14 protein-coding genes are annotated in these 17,719 nt (G+C 71.2%); 10 read left to right on the top strand and 4 right to left on the bottom strand.

Features of this window, described 5'->3' with window-relative positions; translation table 11 throughout:
* The first annotated feature begins 17 nt into the window (after positions 1–17).
* The 7 genes from RV983_RS37635 to RV983_RS37605 are packed head-to-tail and all read left to right on the top strand — an operon-like array spanning position 18 to position 9,163.
* Positions 18–1,229: an 8-amino-7-oxononanoate synthase family protein gene (locus RV983_RS37635; RefSeq protein WP_018557960.1), complete on the top strand. Its 1,212-nt coding sequence runs from the start codon at positions 18–20 to the stop codon at positions 1,227–1,229.
* Between the two features lie 46 nt (positions 1,230–1,275).
* A complete protein-coding gene (locus RV983_RS37630) occupies positions 1,276–2,880 on the top strand; it encodes a carboxyl transferase domain-containing protein (protein ID WP_475990602.1) in 1,605 nt (534 codons plus the stop codon).
* 7 nt (positions 2,881–2,887) lie between these two features.
* Positions 2,888–4,903 carry an acetyl/propionyl/methylcrotonyl-CoA carboxylase subunit alpha gene (locus RV983_RS37625; RefSeq protein WP_475990601.1) on the top strand — a complete coding sequence of 672 codons (2,016 nt, stop codon included), beginning with the start codon at positions 2,888–2,890 and terminating at the stop codon, positions 4,901–4,903.
* Positions 4,900–6,159, top strand: coding sequence for an ATP-grasp domain-containing protein (locus RV983_RS37620; protein WP_475990600.1), 1,260 nt, complete (start codon positions 4,900–4,902; stop codon positions 6,157–6,159). Before RV983_RS37625 ends, RV983_RS37620 begins: the two co-directional genes overlap by 4 nt.
* 43 nt (positions 6,160–6,202) lie before the next feature.
* Positions 6,203–7,189 carry a 3-oxoacyl-ACP synthase III family protein gene (locus RV983_RS37615; RefSeq protein ID WP_475990599.1) on the top strand — a complete coding sequence of 329 codons (987 nt, stop codon included), beginning with the start codon at positions 6,203–6,205 and terminating at the stop codon, positions 7,187–7,189.
* A 59-nt stretch (positions 7,190–7,248) separates the two neighbouring features.
* Positions 7,249–8,601 (top strand): MFS transporter, encoded by a 1,353-nt coding sequence (locus tag RV983_RS37610; protein WP_475990598.1) that lies wholly within the window; start codon positions 7,249–7,251, stop codon positions 8,599–8,601.
* Complete coding sequence (locus RV983_RS37605) at positions 8,594–9,163, top strand: TetR family transcriptional regulator (protein WP_475990597.1); 570 nt, start codon at positions 8,594–8,596, stop codon at positions 9,161–9,163. Before RV983_RS37610 ends, RV983_RS37605 begins: the two co-directional genes overlap by 8 nt.
* A 55-nt stretch (positions 9,164–9,218) precedes the next feature.
* Here the strand turns inward: RV983_RS37605 and RV983_RS37600 are convergent, their stop codons facing one another.
* Complete coding sequence (locus RV983_RS37600) at positions 9,219–9,845, bottom strand: ScbR family autoregulator-binding transcription factor (protein ID WP_475990596.1); 627 nt, start codon at positions 9,843–9,845, stop codon at positions 9,219–9,221.
* Positions 9,846–9,969: 124 nt separating this feature from the next.
* Positions 9,970–10,746 (bottom strand): response regulator transcription factor, encoded by a 777-nt coding sequence (locus RV983_RS37595; RefSeq protein WP_475990595.1) that lies wholly within the window; start codon positions 10,744–10,746, stop codon positions 9,970–9,972.
* Between the two features lie 373 nt (positions 10,747–11,119).
* Here RV983_RS37595 and RV983_RS37590 point away from each other — a divergent pair, with 373 nt between their 5' ends.
* The 3 genes from RV983_RS37590 (at position 11,120) to RV983_RS37580 (ending at position 13,699) form a co-directional block, all read left to right on the top strand.
* Positions 11,120–12,157 (top strand): ScbA/BarX family gamma-butyrolactone biosynthesis protein, encoded by a 1,038-nt coding sequence (locus RV983_RS37590; protein ID WP_475990594.1) that lies wholly within the window; start codon positions 11,120–11,122, stop codon positions 12,155–12,157.
* Positions 12,158–12,196: 39 nt separating this feature from the next.
* Positions 12,197–13,111, top strand: coding sequence for an NAD-dependent epimerase/dehydratase family protein (locus RV983_RS37585; RefSeq protein WP_475990625.1), 915 nt, complete (start codon positions 12,197–12,199; stop codon positions 13,109–13,111).
* Between the two features lie 345 nt (positions 13,112–13,456).
* Complete coding sequence (locus tag RV983_RS37580) at positions 13,457–13,699, top strand: hypothetical protein (protein ID WP_475990593.1); 243 nt, start codon at positions 13,457–13,459, stop codon at positions 13,697–13,699.
* Positions 13,700–14,330: 631 nt separating this feature from the next.
* On the opposite strand, the gene RV983_RS37575 is transcribed toward RV983_RS37580, so the two are convergent.
* Together RV983_RS37575 and RV983_RS37570 are read right to left on the bottom strand one after the other, a co-directional pair.
* Positions 14,331–15,539, bottom strand: a complete 1,209-nt coding sequence (locus RV983_RS37575) for a SpoIIE family protein phosphatase (RefSeq protein ID WP_475990624.1) — start codon at positions 15,537–15,539, stop codon at positions 14,331–14,333.
* A gap of 404 nt (positions 15,540–15,943) precedes the next feature.
* On the bottom strand, positions 15,944–17,431 hold the full coding sequence (locus tag RV983_RS37570; RefSeq protein ID WP_475990592.1) for an ice-binding family protein: 1,488 nt from the start codon (positions 17,429–17,431) through the stop codon (positions 15,944–15,946).
* Positions 17,432–17,719: the final 288 nt, after the last annotated feature.

The raw sequence follows: 17,719 nt of genomic DNA, 5'->3' as shown, positions 1-17,719 counted from the left end.
CTCCCGTAAGGATCACCGTGCACTCGTACCTGAACGTCAAGAAGTCCGCGGCGACAAGCGACGTCTTTTGGGACATCACCGAGGAGGCCGGCCTGTTCGACATCGTCGTGAAGGGGCTCGGCGACGGGGTGCACCGCTCGGTGGACACCGGGCGTGAGTTCCTCAACATGTCCTCCTACTCCTACCTGGGCCTGGACACCCACCCCGCGCTCGTCCAGGCGGCGGCCGACGCGGTCCTGGCCGAGGGGGCCCTGAACACCTCGACGTCCCGGATGCGTGTGCGGTTCGAGTCGCTGCGCAACGCCGAGGACGCGCTGTGCGAGCTCTGGGACGCCGAGGTCGTCACCGTCGCGTCCTGCGCCGCCGCGGCCTGGGCCACGCTGCCGCTGCTCGCCTCGGGTCTCTTCACCGACGGCGAACCGCCGCTCATGGTGTTCGACCGAAACGCGCACTTCTGCCTGAACGCCATGAAGCCCAGCGTGGCCGACGAGGCCGAAGTGACCACGATCCGCCACAACGACGTCGCGGCTCTGGAGGACCTGTGCAAGAAGCACAAGCAGGTCGCCTACGTCGCCGACGGCGTCTACAGCACCGGTGGCCAGGCGCCGGTGCGTGACCTGCTGCGCCTGCAGGAGACGTACGGCCTGTTCCTCTTCTTCGACGAGGCGCACGGCATCTCCACCGTCGGTGAACGTGGCCGCGGAGTCGTGCTCACCGAGATGGGCGCGATCAACGACCGCACCCTGATCATCACTTCGCTCAACAAGGGGTTCGGCTCCTCCGGCGGCGCTGTCCTGCTGGGCCCCCGCGGATCGTCACGTCGACGCACCCTCGCGATACGCAACGGCGGCCCGATCATGTGGTCCCAGCGCATCAACACCGCCGGCCTCGGAGCGACGCTGGCCTCCGCCGAACTCCACCGGACCGCCGAACTGGCCACCCTCCAGCAGCGCCTGCAGGACGTCATCGACCTCTTCGACTCGCAGGTGGAGACCGAGCAGCGCGGTGACGGACTCCCGATCCGCCATGTCAACCTCGGTGACGAGGAACTCACCGTCAGGCTCGCCAAGGGCCTCCTGGAGCACGGCTACTACACCTCGCCCATCTTTTTCCCCGTCATCGGGCGGGGGAAGGCGGGACTGCGCCTGATGCTGCGCGCCAACATGCACAAGTCCGACGTCGAGGAGTTCTGCGAGGTGCTGAACCAGCAGTGGGACCAGCTTCGATGACCGGCGTAGGCCGCACAGACCACGGACCGCGCTGCGAGGAGCTGGTGTGACCCTACTCAAGACCACCATCGACACCCGATCGGCGGCCTACGCCAGGAACGTGGAGGACTTCACCCTCAGCCGCGAGGCCGTCGACCAGGCCCGGACCGCTGCCGTCGCCGGCGGTGACGCCCGCGCGCACCGCCGCCACGCGGAGCGGGGCAAGCTGACCGCACGCGAGAGGATCTCCTTGCTCCTCGACCCGGGGACGGCGTTCCTGGAGATCGGGCAGATAGCGGCCCACGGCGTGTACGACGTCCCGGTTCCCTCGGCCGCCCTCGTCACGGGCATCGGCGTGGTCTGCGGCCGCCTCGTGATGGTGCACGCCAACGACGCCACCGTCAAAGGCGGGACGTACTTCCCGCTCGGCGTGGAGAAGCAACTGAGGGCACAGGAGATCGCCCGGGAGAACGGGCTGCCGTCGGTCTACCTGGTCGACTCCGGCGGTGTCTTCCTGCCGCTGCAGGAGAACCTCTTCCCCGGGGAGCGCCACCTCGGCAGGATCTTCCGCAACATCGCGGAGATGTCCGCCTCGGGGCTCGCCCAGATCGCGGCGGTCATGGGGTCGTGCACGGCCGGCGGCGCGTACGTGCCGACCATGTGCGACGAGACGGTGATCGTGCGGGGCACCGGCACCGTCTTCCTGGGCGGCCCGCAACTGGTGCAGGCAGCCACCGGCGAAGTGGTCGACGCCGAGACCCTCGGCGGCGCCGACCTGCACACGCGGGTCTCCGGCGTGGCCGACCACCTTGCCGAGGACGACGAGCACGCCCTCTCGCTCGTCCGGGACATTGTCTCGCGACGTCCCGCACCGCTCGTCAGCGAACCGCCGGTGCCCCCCCGGGAGCCACTGTTCGACCCGGCGGAGCTGCCCGGCATCGTCAGCGCGCAGCTACGCGAACCGATCCCCGCCCGCGAGGTCCTGGCGCGGCTCCTGGACGGCAGCGAACTCGTGGAGTACCGCGAGAGGTACGGCACCACCATGGTCTGCGGCACCGGGCGTATCGGCGGCTACCCGGTGGGTGTCCTGATCAACGACGGTGTCCTCTTCCCGGACAGCGCGCTGAAGGCCGCGAACTTCGTCGAGCTGTGCGTGCAGCAGGAGATCCCCCTGCTGTTCCTCCACAACATCAACGGCTTCATGGTCGGCTCCCAGTATGAGGCGGAGGGCATCGCCAAGCACGGCGCCAAGCTCGTCAACGCCGTCTCCACCGCCCGGGTCCCCAAGTTCAGCATCGTCATCGGCGGCAGCTACGGGGCCGGCAACTTCGCCATGTGCGGCCGCTCCATGGGGCCCCGCCTGATGGCCATGTGGCCCAGCGCCCGCTCCACCGTCGTCGGGGCGGAGCAGACAGCGAAGGTGATGACCATGCTGCGCGCCGAACAGCTCGCCAAGCAGGGCGAGACCTTGTCGTCGGCGGAGGCCGAGTCCATCGCGCGCCCCATCATCGAGGCGTACGACGAGCAGTCGCGACCGGTGTATTTCGCGGCCCGGCTGTGGGTGGACGCGGTGATCGACCCGGTGGACACGCGGGAGTGGATGACGCTGAGCCTGGCCATGGCCGCGGCCGCACCCCAGCAGGAGACGCGTTTCGGCGTCTTCAGGATGTGAGAGGCCGATGCTGAAGCGCGTTCTGATCGCCAATCGCGGGGAGATCGCCCGGCGGATCGCCCGCACCTGCGCCCGTCTCGACATCGAGTACGTCTGCGTGTATTCGATGGCCGACGCCCGCGCGGACCACCTCGCCGGGGCCTTCGCGACCGTCCACCTCGGCGGCGCCGCAGCTGTCGAGAGCTACCTCGACATCGACAAGCTGGTCGACGCCGCCGTGCGCGAGGGCTGCGACGCCGTCCACCCCGGCTACGGCTTCCTTTCGGAGAACGCCGTGTTCGCCGAGCGGGCACGGGAGGCGGGGCTGGTGTTCATCGGCCCGGCGCCGCAGACCATCCGATCGATGGGCGACAAGGCCACGGCCCGGGCCCTCATGGCCGCGGCGGGCGTCCCGGTCCTTCCCGGATCCGCGCAGGCCACCGAGTCCGTCGGCACCCTCGTGGCCGACGCCCGCGAGGTCGGCTATCCGGTCATCCTCAAGCCGGCGGCCGGCGGTGGCGGCAAGGGCATGCGCGTCGTCCACCGTGAGGCCGACCTCCCCGAGGCCGCCGCCGAGGCCGTCCGCCTGGGCCGTGCCGCCTTCGGCGACGGGCGTGTCCTGGTGGAGCGGTACCTGCCCGCTCCCCGCCACATCGAGGTGCAGGTCTTCGGCGACACCCACGGGAACGTCGTGCACCTGTACGAGCGCGACTGCTCACTGCAGCGCCGGCACCAAAAGATTGTCGAGGAGGCGCCGGCCACCGGACTTGACCCCCGCGTACGCCAGGCCATGCAGGAGGCCGCCGTGCGAGGGGCGAGCGCCCTGGACTACGTCAACGCAGGCACCTTCGAGTTCATCGTGGGCGAGAACGGCGAGTTCTTCTTCCTGGAGGTCAACACACGGCTGCAGGTCGAGCACCCGGTCACCGAGGAGGTCACCGGCCTCGACCTGGTGGAGTGGCAGCTGCGCGTTGCCGCGGGTGAACCGCTGCCGCTGGCGCAGGACGCCATCACCTGCTCCGGCCACGCGGTCGAGTGCCGCGTCTATGCGGAGGACCCTGCCGCCGGTTTCCAGCCCTCGCCCGGACACGCGCTGCTCGTCCACTGGCCGGCGACACTCCGGGTCGAGGCCGCCTTCGACACCGCCGGCACCGCCTGCGAGCACTACGACCCGATGGTGGCCAAGCTCGTCGCCCACGCCCCCGACCGTGCCACCGCACTGCGCCGGCTGTCGGCGGCGCTCAAGGCCACCAGCGTGCTCGGTCTGACCACCAACATCGGGTTCCTCACCCGGCTCCTCGATGAGCCGAAGGTGCTCACCGGGCACACCGACACCCATCTCGTGGACGGCCTCGTCCTGGCCGAACGGGACACTCACCTCGACCGCGCGCTTGCGTGCGTGGCCGCGATGGCCGCCGTTCCCGCCCGTGGCGGCGGCTCGCCCTGGCTCGGCGGCCTGGGCCCGGTGGACCGGACGGCGCTGGACCCCGACGCCCCGCTGGGACGCGTCACCACACAGCACGCCGGTGTGCCGCGCCGTGCGACCGTGCTCGCGCGCAGCGGCACCGCGGTGACCGTCCAGGTCGACGGCCGCCGGCACCTCGTCACTGCCGTCCCCGAGCAGGGGAGATGGACGGGACGGGTGGCCGACACCACCTGGTCGGGCCTGCGTGACGGGGACAGACACGAACTGTGCGTCGGCGGTGAGCGGTTCGCTTTCACCGAGCATGTACGCGAGGGCCGGGGCGGTGGGCCCTTGGACCATCAGGTCCGCGCCACGCTCCCCGGCGTCGTGGTCGCCCTCCCGCGTGCCGAGGGCGACCGGGTCGAAGCCGGCGACACCGTCCTGGTGATCGAAGCCATGAAGATGGAGCACCGGCTCCCGGCCCCGGTGCCCGGCCGGATCGTCTCGCTCGGCTGCGCCGAGGGCGACCAGGTGAGCGCGGGACAAGTCCTCGCCGAGCTGCTGCCCGAGGAAACCCCCGCCGGCGCCGATGGCACGGCCGGTGCATCTGTCCCACACAACGAAACGGACCGGACATGACCGCTGAGCAGACCGCCGCCCCCACCCTCGTGCTGGTGGGCGGCGCCCGCCCCGTCACCGTCAGCGTCGACAACGTGCTCGACGCTTTGCGGCAGGCCCGGGCGCGGGGCATCCGGACCCACGTCGTCGCCCCGGCCGCGGCCCTGGCGGCCACTCCTGCGGTCACCGAAGCAGCCGACGCCGTCTCCGCCGTCGAGTGCACCGAGCCGGAGACGCTCGCCCGCTGGGCGGTGCACCAGTCCACGCCGGAGCAGCCGTTCAAAGCCGTCTACGCGCTCCAGGAGATGGCCCAGGTAGCCGTCGCGGAGACCGCCGCGGCCCTGGGCGTCCCCGGCAACGCCCCCGACGCCGTACGTCGCGTCCGCACCAAGGACCTGTGCCGCCAGGCGCTGGCCGAGGCCGGGTTCCGGCAGCCCCGGGTGCGGCTGTGCGAACGTGCCGAGCAGGCGGAGGAGTTCATGACGCAGCTCCCGGGGCCGTGGGTGGTCAAGCCCCGTGACGCCATGGGCAGTACGGGCGTGAGCCTCGTCGAACACCCCGAGGACCTGCCCGCGGCGATGGCCGCCCTCCCGGAGCGCGACCGCTTCCTGATCGAGGAGTTCGTGCCCGGACCGGAGTTCAGTGTGGAGGGCGTGTTCCGACAGGGGCGGCCCCAGATCCTGGCCGTCACCGCGAAGGACAAGACGGCCCCGCCCTACTTCGTCGAGCTGGGGCACACCCTTCCCGCGCCGCTCCACCCCAAGGAGGACACGCGTGTACGGGACTGCGTCACCGCGGCGCTGGCGACGCTGGGCATGCGGGTCGGCGCGTTCCACGTGGAGGCGTGGCTCACCCCCGACGAGGTGGTGCTCGGCGAGGTGCACGGCCGCTGGGGCGGCGACTGGATCCACCGCATGCTGGCCCACGCCATCCCCGGACTCGACATCCACGGGCTGATCTACGACGACATGCTGGGCGTGGAGCGCCCGCACCCCGAGCCGGCTCCCTCGCGGGGCGCGGCCGTGCGGTACTTCACCCCGCCGCCCGGCCGGCTGGTCTGCGTCCAGGGCTGGGAGGAGGTGCGCCGCCATCCGGCGGTGCTCTACTGCGAGCTGACCGCAGCCGTCGGCGACCGCATTCCCATCGTGCGTCGGTCCAGCGACCGCGTGGGGCTGGTCGTGGTCGGCGCCGACAGCGGCCCGGAGGCCGAAGCCACGGCCCGCGAGCTGATCGACTCGGTCGTCTTCACCGTGGAGGAGGACGGCACGCCCTGCTGACCCCACCCGGCCCGGCTGCTCCCCCCTTCGCGAAGGACAACTGATGACTGACGCCATAGGCGTACTCGGCACCGGCTCCTACCTGCCCTCCCGGATCGTGTCCAACGAGGAGGTGGCGGGCCCCGCCGGAGTCGACGCCGCCTGGATCGAGCGCAAGACCGGCATCCGTTCACGGCACCGGGCCGCCGCGCACGAGGCCACGTCGGACCTGGCGGCCGCCGCGGCGGCACAGGCCCTGGCCGCCGCGGACGTGGACGCCTGCGAGGTCTCCCTCATCGTCGTCGCCACCTCCACCCCCGACCATCCCCAGCCGGCCACCGCGAGCCTGGTGCAGAACCTCCTGGGCGCGGACCTGGCAGCTGCCGTCGACGTCAACGCCGTGTGCAGCGGTTTCGTCTACGCCCTGGCCATGGCACACGGTCAGCTGGCCGCACAACGCCGCGGCGGCCTGGCCCTGGTGATCGGCGCCGACGTCTACTCGCGCATCCTGGACCCGACCGATCGGAGCACGGCCATCCTGTTCGGGGACGGCGCGGGCGCGGTCGTGCTCGGGCCCGTCCCGCGCGGCCGTGGTCTGTACGCCAGCCAACTGCGCGGCTACGGCAGGGACCACGACCTGATCGGCGTCGCCGCCGGCGGGGCCCGGCTGCCCGCCTCGGAACGCACCGTCCGGGAAGGCGGGCACCACTTCCGCATGAAGGGCCGCGCCGTGCGCGAGTTCGTCTCGGCCCACGTTCCCAAGCTGGTCGACCAACTCCTCGTCGACCACGACGTCCCCTGCGACGAGGTGCGGCACATGGTGCCGCACCAGGCCAACGGCGTCATGCTCGCCGAGCTGTGCGACGCACTGGCCCTGCCGCGGATGACCGCCCACATCAACGTGGACCGGGTCGCCAACACCGGGGCGGCCTCCGTGCCCATCGCCCTGGACGAAGCCGAACGCGCGGGATGTCTCGCAGAGGGCGACACCGTCCTCCTGGCCGCCTTCGGCGGCGGCATGAACAGCGCACTCGCGCTGCTGGAGCGCTGACCGGTGCCGGCCACGCCTTTCCCCCCACCCACCCTCACCGAAGGAAACGGACACACCTCATGACCGCGCTGCTCCCGGACGGCAGACCGCAGCGGCTGCTCGCCGCCGCGACGATGACCACGATGTTGGGCTACGGCATCTATTTGACGGCCGGCGTGCTGTACCTGACGCGCGGTCTCCACCTGCCCGCCGCGCAGGTCGGCCTCGGCATGAGCGTCGCCGGGGCCGTCTCCCTCGCACTGGGCGTTCCCATCGGGCACCTCGCCGACCGCGTCGGCGCGCGAATGGTGTACCCGGTGACGCTGGCCGTGGGCTGCCTGTCCATGGTCGGCTTGTGCCTGACCCGCGACCTTTGGGCGTTCGTGGTCTTCGCGACGCTCAACGCGGTGGCTCAGGCCGCGGGACCCGCGGCGCGGGCCCCGCTGGTGCAGAAGTACGGAGGCGACCGCCCGGCTGAGTTCCGCAGCTACCTGCGGGCGGTGACCAACCTGGGTATCGCGGGGGGGTCGGTGGTGGCGGCCTGGGCGATCGAGCGGGACACGCGGACGGCGTACGTGCTGATCATCGGCGCGAGCGCGGTCTCCTACGCGGTTGGCGCGCTGACGGCGGCCATGCTGCCGAGCCTGGCGCCGTTGCGCAGCCGCCCGGGGCCACGATGGGTGGCGCTGCGGGACAGGCCGTACGTGGCGATCACGATCCTGGACGGGCTGATGGCCGTGCAGTACCGCGTGCTCTCCGTCGCGTTGCCGCTGTGGCTGCTCGGCCGTACCTCGGCGCCGCCGTGGGCGGTGTCCGCCGTCATGCTGCTCAACACGGCTCTGGTCGTGTTGTTCCAGGTCCGCGGCAGCAAGGGGATCGACTCCGTCCCGGCGGGGGCCGCGGCCTTCCGGCGGGCCGGCATCGCCTTCCTCGTGGCCTGCGGCGCGATGTCGTTGCTGCCGGGGCTGCCGTCCTGGGCCGTCGTGGTGGTCCTGCTGGCGGCGGTCACCGCGCACACCGTGGGGGAGATCTGGCAGGCGGCCGGCGGCTTCGAGCTCTCCTTCGCCCTGGCCCCCAAAGAGTCCGTGGGCCAGTACCAGGGCCTGTTCGGCATGGGCCTCGGCCTCGGGACCACTCTCGGGCCCTCCGTCCTGATCGCCCTGTGCATCGGGCAGGGCAAGCTGGGCTGGTGGATCGTCGGGGTCGGCTTCGCCCTCACCGGCCTCGCCGTCCCGCCCGTCACCCGCTGGGCCCAGCGCAGCACGGCAGCGCCCCGCCCCGAGGTGGACGGGGGGCAGGCGGCTCCCGCAGACGAGCACGGCGCGGCTCCCTCCACGCGGGCCGCCGAGACGGTTAAGGCCGCCGTGCCGTACGCGGCCGCCGAGCTCTCCGGTGCGCCCCGCGAATATGTCGAGGGGACGGGACATGCGTGATGCGGGCCGGTCGGAGCGGACGCGGGACTTGCTGGTGCGCGCCACGGCGCAAGTGATCGCCCAAGGGTGCCCCGCCGACGCCGGTCTGGTGACCATCGTCAACCGGGCCGGAGTGAGCAGAGGCGCCCTGTACCACCACTTCCCGTCCACCACCGAGCTGATCGCGACGGTGTACCGCCAGGCGCGGTGCAGGGTGCTCGCGATGGCGCGGGCACGGCTGGTCGGCCCCGCCTCCGAGGGCCTGGGATGCTTCCTCGCCGAGCTCGGGCGGGAGATGACCGACGACGAGGTGGTCCGTGCCGGCATGCAGTTGGCTGCGGACGGCACCACGGGGCCACCGTCCCTGCGGGACGAGGTGCTGGCACTCGTGCGCACCTATATGCGCGGCCAGCACGGCGAGGACGAAACGGCGTCGGCACCGCTGGTCGACGTGGCGGAGCTGGTGACGGCGGGGGTCGCCGCGGTCAGGTTCGACGCGATGGCGTTCGAGTCCCAGTGGCAGCTGCTGAAACCCCTGTTCGTAGCGGCAGGGGCCGCGCCCGGCAGTAGCCCGGCGACGTGAGTGACGGTGTGCCGGGCGGGACGCCCGTTGCGGCACACCGCCGACGCCCCCGGCCTCAGCTGTCCGCGTCCGGCTCGCCCGGCGCCGGGGTGGTGCGCAGCCTCAGCAGGAGCCACGGTGCGGCCAGACCGGGCAGTATGAACTGCCAGAAGGCGTTGATCCCTTGGAGCAGGTCACGGCGCCCGCTGTAGACCTGCGACATGATCTGGAGGCCGGTGAAGGAGCCCACGATGGTCCACGCGGCGGCCTCGAGGTCGATTCCGGGCAGCAGCTCGCCCTGCTGTTCGGCGCGGCGCAGCAGGTGGTACACGGCCGTCCGGGACTGTTCGTAGGGGGCCGCCTGTCCATGGGACAAGGACGTGTGCTCGGTGGCCAACCGCACGGCGGCACGCAACACCTGGTCCTCCTGCAGGCGTTCGGCGAAGCCGAGGGTGAGGTCGATGACGGCCTGGACGGCCACCGGATGCTCGGGCATCACCAGGGCATCCTCGTGCACCGACATGAGGGCAGTGGCGATGGCCTCTTTGGAGGGGAAGTGGTGGTACAGCGAACCGCGGGTCAGGTCGGTGCGGGAGAGGATCTCCGTGGTGCTGGCGGCGTCGTAGCCTCGTTGTTCGAACACGCTGGCAGCCGCTTCCAGGATCTGCTGCCGCGAGCGTACCCCTCGCTCCTGTTTGGCCATGCTGTGCCCCCATTCCGGGGAAAATAGTCTGACTTGTTTACACTGTACCGGCCCGGTGGTGTGGGCCTTCTTCCGGGGTCGTGGGTGGTCGGCGCGGTCCGGGCCGGCGACGCGGGCGGCCCGCTCAGGGATGCCCTATGCGGAAGCCGACCCCGCGGACCGTGATGATCCACTCGCTCGATCCGAGCTTGCCGCGCAGGCTGCTGACGTGCGTGTCGACGGTGCGGAACTGCCGGGACGTACTGTCGCCCCAGACCTGCGACATGAGGTGACGCCTGGTCACCACGCGATCGGGGTGGGAGACCAGCAGGTGCAGCAGTTCGAACTCCTTGCGGGTCAGCGCCACCGGTCGCCCCTCGAGTGTGACCTCCCGGGAACCCGGATCGAGTCGCAGCGGCCCCCGTACGACGGTCCGCGCGTCGGGTGACGGGCGGCGGACCCGGCGCATCAGGGCGTCCATCCGCGCCAGCAACTCGCGGATTCCGTAGGGCTTGACGAGGTAGTCGTCGGCACCGGCCTGCAGGCCCAGCACCCTGTCCAGTTCCGCCCCGCGCGTCGAGGTGGCGATGACCGGTGTGTCACTGACCGACCGGATGGCCCGGCACACCTGCAACCCGTCCATGTCGGGCAGGTCGAGGTCGAGGAGGACCAAGTCGGCCTCCGTGAAGAGCTGCAGTGTTCTGGTCCCCGTTCCCGTACTGCGGGTGACGAAGCCCTGCCGGGTCAACTCCCGCGCCAAGGAGTCGGCGTCGGCGGACTCACTCTCGGCCACGAGTACGCGCAGCGCCTCCGCGGCCGGAGCGGGATGGCCGACCGCGGCGGTCGGCGGCGCGAACGGCTCCCGGGCCCCCGAGCGGCGCCCCGGGAGGGGAACGAGGAGATCTGCGGTGTCCCGAGTCATCTGGTCCTCCCGGTGGGGCGCCATCGGTGCGAGGCGCCTGACGGCAACTTAACATACAGACTTATCTGTTTGTTCGTGAAGGCGGGATGCGGGTCCGATGAGCGGACGCGCTTCCGCGTGAACGACGGTCGGCACGTCACCGATCGATTGGCGTTCCCGCGAACGGCAGTTGAGAACCGGCGAGGGGGAGTCGGACGAACCGTCACTGACGCGCTCAGGACGGTGTGAAGCCCCGCATTCGTGCATGGGAAAACTTTTACTGTTCGTACGTACAGGCTTGTCTGTATGTTGTCGCCAGCCGGGATCGGCCCACGGGGGGTGGCTGAGATCAAGCGACTTCCCCTGCCTTCGTCGCGACTGACAGGAGTCCCTTGTGTCTGCTCTCACCGACCCGCCCCACGCGAACCTCGTCGACGTCGCCGCGCCGCACGGCGCACGTCACACCGCTCCCGGCCATGCCGTGTCCGGACACGCCGCCCCCCGTTACGCCGCCTTCGCCCACACCAGGACGCTCACCACGACCGTCCCCCGTGAGTACGTCCACCGCAGTGCAGTCTCGGAAGTGCTCCTGACCGGCTGGAGACCGGCGTCGGGGGACGCCGCCACGCCGCGCTTCACGGTGAGAGCCCAGTGGCCGCGCGCACACACCCTGTTCTCGTGCGTGCGGGGCCAGCAGGACCCGATGATGATCGTCGAGTCCGTCCGCCAGATCGGCGCCCTCCTCGCCCACGCCGAGTTCGGCGTCCCGTTCGGGCACCACTTCATGATGGGTGAGATCGCCTTCGCCGCGGAGCCGGACCTCCTGGCCGCACAGGCCACCCCCACCGAGGTCGAGTTACGCACCGTCTGCCGCCCTCAGACGCGCCCAGGCGGGAAGTTGAGCGGGATGCGCTACGACGTCGTCATGGTGCGCGAGGGCAGGGAGCTGGGCACGGCCCACGCGGCCTTCCAGTGCCTCACACCGGTCGTCCACCGCCGGCTGCGGGGGGAGAGGCCGACTACGACGACCCGGCCCATTCCGCCGGCCGCCGCGCGGGCCTCGGTGGGCCGCGTGTGCGACCTGGACGTGCTCCTTGCCCAGCCGCAGGAGATGGGCTGCCTGCGCTGGGAGTTGCGGGTCGACACCGCACACCCCACCTTCTTCGACCACCCGGTGGACCACGTCCCCGGGATGGTGCTGCTGGAGGCCGCCCGCCAGGCGGCGCGCTCCGCGACGGGCGCACCCGACCTGCTCCTGCTGACCCTGGACAGCCGGTTCCTGCGCTACGTGGAACTCGACGCGCCGTGCTGGATCGAGGTGACCTCGGTGGAGCGCCGCGACCAGGGCCAGGCACTGGTGCGGGTGTGCGGTGTGCAGGGCGGCGAGAGGGTCTTCACCGCAGACCTGGCCCTGCAGGCCCACACCGCCTGAACCGTCGACGTCGGAAGGAGGCGGGCCGGCGTGCCAGTCGTGGTCATCAGCGGCGCCACCGGCTTCATCGGGGCGCACACCGTGACGGAGGCGGCGTCCCGCGGGGTCGCCTTGAGGCTCATGTGCCGTCGGCCGCCTTCGGAGCCGACCGGACACATCACGGTCCAGGCGGACCTTGCCGATCCCGACAGCCTGCGCGGCACATGCGCTGGAGCCGACATCCTCATCCACTGTGCCTCCCACATCGGGGACTCCGTCGAGGACAACGAGACCGTCAACGCCCGCGGGACCGAGGCGCTGGTGCGTGAGGCGTGCCGGGCGGGCGTGACCCGCGTGGTCTATCTGAGCACGGCCTCCGTGTACGGCCGCGGAACCTTCCGGGGCGCCCGCCCGCAGGACCTCCCGCGGAACCCCGGCTCGCCGACCTCGGCGAGCCGGGTGTGTGCCGAGGACGCGGTCCTCGCCTCGGGCGGGATCGTGCTCCGGCCCCACCTGGTCTACGGCGCCGGGGACAGGTGGGTGGCGCCCGGCCTGGTGAGAATCATGCGCGCGGTGCCCGCCACGGCGGACGCCTGGGCCTCCCGCCTGTCCCTGATCGCCGTCTCCGACCTGGCCCGGCTGCTGGTGGGCGCAGCGTTGGCACCCAGGAGGAACCTGACAGCCTCCATCTACCACGCCGCGCACCCCACACCGGTGGCCGCGGGGACACTCATGCGCGCCGTCGCAGTCTGCGCGGGCCTGGACTGGCCGGGCGGCGTGGCCGGCGCAGAGCAGGTGCGTCCCTCGCCGGGGGCAGCGGACGGCCTGCCGCCGGCACTCGCGATGCTCCTCACCGACCACTTCTTCGACGCTGAACCCCTGTGGCAGGACCTGCGCCTGCCCCCGGGCGAGGACTTCGCGACGGGCTTCGCCCGGGTGGCTCCGTGGTACGAGCGGGCGTGGGCAAGGAGGTAGGGCGGAGGTGCCGAGGATCTGAAAACGGACACCTCGTGGTCATGAAGAACTATCCGCCGCAGTTCAAGGCGGACGCGGTCGCGCTGTACCAGTCGCGGCCCGAGGCGACGATTCGGCAGGTGGCCGCCGATCTGGGGATCAACCGTCATGAGGCAGGACGCATCACGGTGACGCCGGTGACGCTCCGCGACGAGTTCCCCGCCGACGAGGAAGCCGCCCTTCATGTGAGGCGCCGGTGGGTGGAGACCAGTCCGCTGCGCCGGGCTGCGGCGGCGCGCTGGCCACGCTGGAGGACCTGGGCGTCGACTTGGGCGGTGTTGTTCTGCACGGTAAGCGGCGGGTCTGGTGGACCGGCTGGAGTTGCTGTTGCAGGACCTGGCGGTGACCGATCCGCTGGCGGCTCTGGAAGCGGTCGGCCGACTGGAGGCGCTGATCGAGCGGCAGGCGCCGGCGGCGGGGGTCGCGGCGCGGGAGCAGGGCGCGACGTGGGAGGAGATTGGGGCGGCGGTGAACGCGACCCGGCAGGCTGCCTATCAGCGCTGGGCGCGGCATCTGCCGCGCGTGGCCGACGCAGGCAACTCCAGCTGACCGCCCGCCTCTTCGGGTGCTGCGCCGTCTCGGCCTGCCGCCGTCCGGCGGGGTGGGGGTCGGCCCAGGCCGCGGTGTTCTTCGAGAACACCGCGGCCTGGCCGGCTCTGTTCAGCGAACTCGTCATGGCCGAGTGTCTGCCAGGCGCACCGCCCCCTGGAGAAAGGGGGGCGGGCGGTTTCGTGGGACCGCTGGGCGGCCCGGGGCGCGCCGCTGCGTGCTGCCGGGGCAGGGAGCCGGGCCCAGGAGCGGCCCGGCGACGAAAGGGGGCCGCGAGCCGGCCCCGGCTATGGGTTCGGGTGTTGCGGGTCAGGCGCCGGTGCTGCTCCACCTGGGCGGCGCGACGGTCTGTGTGCCGTCGCCCGGGGTCAGAAGTCGCCAGCGCTGTGCGGTCGACGTCGGTTTCCGTGTCGGCGGCGTTGGCGGTGACTACGGCTGAGCGCCTCGCCCCGTTCGTCACCTCGGGAGGTTGAGCATTCCGTGCGTGGCGCACACCGGCTGCTGACCGGCACAGTCAGTGAGCGCCTCATAGGGATTGGCCTCACTTGCGAGACGAAGATCTCGGTGGCTGGCGTCAGGAAGGGGAGGCGGGGGGCGGGTGGCTTGGCACCGTCCAAGGGGAGCTCACCGGTTACGGTTGCTGTTTCCCGCGGCCGGCTGAGGCTTGCTGGGTGTCTGCGCCGGAGCTGACGTGCCGCTGGGTCTCCTGGGGGCCGTGCCAGTCCAGGCACATCACGGTGGCATCGTCTTCGAGCCGGCCGCCGGCGGCGTCCCGGACTGCGGACGTCAGCGTCAGCGCGGTTTCCCGCGGATGCAGGTCGCGGGTGCGCTCCAACAAGGCGGGCAGGTCGACGTTCTGCCCATGGTGTTCGAGCATGCCGTCGGTCAGCATGAGCAGACGGTCGCCGGGGCACAGATCGATCTCCTGGACCCGGTAGGGGTGCGGCACATACTCGGACAGGCCGAAGGGATGGTCCACCTCGCAGGTGATCACCTCGGCAACCTCCTTGCGTACGCGCAGTGGCCAGGGGTGACCGGCGTTGACGAGCTGGGCCTGTCCGGTGTGGAGGTTGATGGACAGGAGTTGCCCGGTGGCGTGGCCGTGGCCGTGGTCGGCCAGGGCCTGGTCGGCCCGACGGGCCTGCTCGGCCAGGTCGGCTCCTGCGCGGCGGGCGCCGCGCAGGGCTCCCACCAGGACCGTGGCGGCCAGAGCGGCGTCGATGTCGTGACCCATGGGGTCGGTCACCGACAAGTGCAGGGTGTCCCGGTCCAGGGTGTAGTCGAAGGTGTCGCCACTGAGGTCTTCGGAGGGCTCCAGGCTCCCGCACAGGGTGAACTGCGCGGCCTCGCACGACAGCGACGGGGGCAGCAGTTGGTACTGGATCTCTGCTGCCAGGGTGGGGGGCCTGGTGCGTTTGCCCCAGGTGTAGAAGTCGGTGAAGCGCCCGTTGGCTATCACTACATAGGCCAGGACATGGGCGGCTTCCCCGATCTCATCGAGGACGTCTTCGCCGCAGGCGGTGGGCATGAGCAGTTCCAGCAGCCCGATGGCGTCGCCCCGGTTGGTGACGGGCACGATCATTCGCTGTCCCCGGCTCGTCGCCTCCTGGTACAGCCGCTGGGTGCGGATCACCTGCTCGTAGACGCTGCCGAACAGGGGGATTCGTTCGGCTTCCCGCTCACCGCCCGCTGCTCCGGCGGTGGACAGCCGCGCCACGGCCTTCCCCGTCAGGTCCACGATGAGGAAGGAGACCTTCGTAGCCTGGAAACGCCGCCGCAGGTCCTCCGCGATCACGTCGACGGCATCCGCCGGCGCGGCTGTCTCCGCCGCCGTCAGCAGTCGGGGGAGTCCACTCGTTCCACCAGTCACGGCCGTGACCCCTTCCACTGCCCCTCTCACCAGCTTGGACGCCGCAGTGGTGAGCGTCAATCCGTGCCCAGTCACGATGGACGGGCAGATTCCGGCGTCCGCGCGCGGGCGCGCTGTGTGCGTTGGCCGGCAGGCGTGCCAACGACAGCGGCCGGTCGTTGATCACCGCGACTGATAGCAACTGCTGGCCGAAGCCGAAGCCCAGCGGTTCCTCGCCCGCTTCCACGATTGCCCCTGACACCACGCAGGGCGGGGCGCTTCCCGTTCTGTGCCCCAGGTCGGGTTGACTGACCTGGGGCACAGAACGGGGTCATGCTCGGGATGGATTCATGCCGTTGAGTGTGGCGTCACTCGCCGGATGAGGTCCGGGCTGCTCAGTCCTCGCAGGAGTGTCCAGCGAGCAGAGGGGCGCGCCACTCCTCGTAGCAGCCCTTGTCCTCACGGTCGTCGTGGCGCGGGGTGTCCTGGTAATCGCCGTGGTCCGGGCGATCATCCTTGTCCTGGTAGTCGCCGTGGTTCGGACGGTCACCCTTGTTCGGACGGTCGCCCTTGTTCGGACGGTTGCCGTGCTCCGGGCGGTCACCCTTGTTCGGACGGTCGCCCTTGTTCGGACGGTTGCCGTGCTCCGGGCGGTTGCCGTGCTCCGGGCGGTCGCCGTGATTCGGGTATCCGGGAAGTCCCGGGTATCCGGGGGGGCCGGCGGGTCCGGGCGGCCCTGCGGGTCCACCGGGTCCTGCGGGTCCACCGGGTCCACCGGGTCCGCCAGGTCCTGCGGGTCCGCCAGGTCCTGCGGGCCCTGCGGGTCCGGGCTGCCCGGGCTGTCCGGGAGGACCGGCCGGTCCTGCGGGTCCACCAGGTCCAGCCGGCCCCGCGGGTCCGGGCTGACCGGGCTGACCGGGCTGACCAGTGGGTCCGGGCTGACCAGTGGGTCCGGGCTGTCCGGGCGGCCCCGTCGGCCCTGCAGGCCCGGTCGGACCCGTATCTCCGGGAGGCCCGGTCGGACCCGTATCTCCGGGAGGCCCGGTCGGTCCTGCGGGGCCCGTCGGCCCGGTCGGCCCGGTCGGCCCGGTCGGCCCGGGAGGCCCGGTCGGCCCGGCCACGCCGCAGACCGGCCTGGTGATTTTGTCGCTGATCAGGGTGACCGCGCCGTTGCGTGCCAGGAGCCGGCCGGCGATCGCCGCGTTGGCGCTGACGGAGATGGACGTCAGGGCCATGATGGTGCCCTTGAAGTCGGCGCCGGTCCCGATGGTGGCGGAGCTGCCGACCTGCCAGAACACGTTGCAGGCCTGTGCCCCGTTGATGAGTTGGACGGTGCTGCCCACGTTCATGGTCAGGGCGGAGCCGACCTGGAAGATGAAGACGGCGTTGGGGTCGCCTTGTGCGTCGAGGGTGACGGTTCCGTTGACGGCGAGGTCCAGTGCCGCAGCGGCGGTGTAGACGCCGGGGAGGAAGGTCTGGGTGTCGAGCTGGGTTCCCGCGCTGCCGTCGGACGGCCTGCCGGCCGCGTCGTTGTAGGCGGTGGTCAGGTCGGACTGCGCCTGACCGGCGACGGCATCGGTGATGTGCGTCGCTCCGACGACCACTCCGGGCGGAAAGCCCGTCACCGACGTGCCGGGGCTGAGTCCCAGGTCGCCGATGATGACAGTGGGCCCGGTATTGGTCACCGTGGTACCGGCCAGGACCCCGTAGGTGGTGGCCGTTCCCAGGCCGACCGCCGTGGGCGAGACGGCCTGGGCGAAGCTCGAAATCATGGTGACCATCGCCAGCGCCACCACTCCGGGCAGCGTGACGAGGGATGCTTTGAGCGCAGCACGTCTGCGGCCCCTGGCTATGGGGGCAGGTGGTATGGCAGTCAGTGCCATGGGACAAGACCTCTCTGTTCGCCATCGAGCCCAGTGCGGGATCCGGGCTTTTGAAGTGAGATCAGGGCGGGCCGGAGCCCTTGCTCGGATTCAGGACTCTGCGGCTCGGCCCCGAGAGGGGAGCGCAAGGCATGTACCGATTGGGGTGGTAATCAACCATCACTCACGGGGCAGATCCTATGAATAGCCTCATATGCCACGCGCGGTGATGAGAGGCCAAAAGGGGTGCTCAGGGGCCTTTTTCATCCAGGTGGCCGCGTCCGTGCCGCTCCCGCCGGAAGCCACGAT

This window comes from Streptomyces sp. RLA123, from assembly GCF_056270165.1.
This window is presented reverse-complemented; position numbering and strand designations above follow the sequence as displayed.

Coding starts and splice junctions, on each gene's coding strand:
- RV983_RS37595 (WP_475990595.1), bottom strand. CDS start 10,746: ATGACTCGGGACACCGCAGATCTCCTCGTTCCCCTCCCGGGGCGCCGC.
- RV983_RS37570 (WP_475990592.1), bottom strand. CDS start 17,431: ATGGCACTGACTGCCATACCACCTGCCCCCATAGCCAGGGGCCGCAGA.
- RV983_RS37605 (WP_475990597.1), top strand. CDS start 8,594: ATGCGTGATGCGGGCCGGTCGGAGCGGACGCGGGACTTGCTGGTGCGC.
- RV983_RS37625 (WP_475990601.1), top strand. CDS start 2,888: ATGCTGAAGCGCGTTCTGATCGCCAATCGCGGGGAGATCGCCCGGCGG.
- RV983_RS37610 (WP_475990598.1), top strand. CDS start 7,249: ATGACCGCGCTGCTCCCGGACGGCAGACCGCAGCGGCTGCTCGCCGCC.
- RV983_RS37620 (WP_475990600.1), top strand. CDS start 4,900: ATGACCGCTGAGCAGACCGCCGCCCCCACCCTCGTGCTGGTGGGCGGC.
- RV983_RS37600 (WP_475990596.1), bottom strand. CDS start 9,845: ATGGCCAAACAGGAGCGAGGGGTACGCTCGCGGCAGCAGATCCTGGAA.
- RV983_RS37615 (WP_475990599.1), top strand. CDS start 6,203: ATGACTGACGCCATAGGCGTACTCGGCACCGGCTCCTACCTGCCCTCC.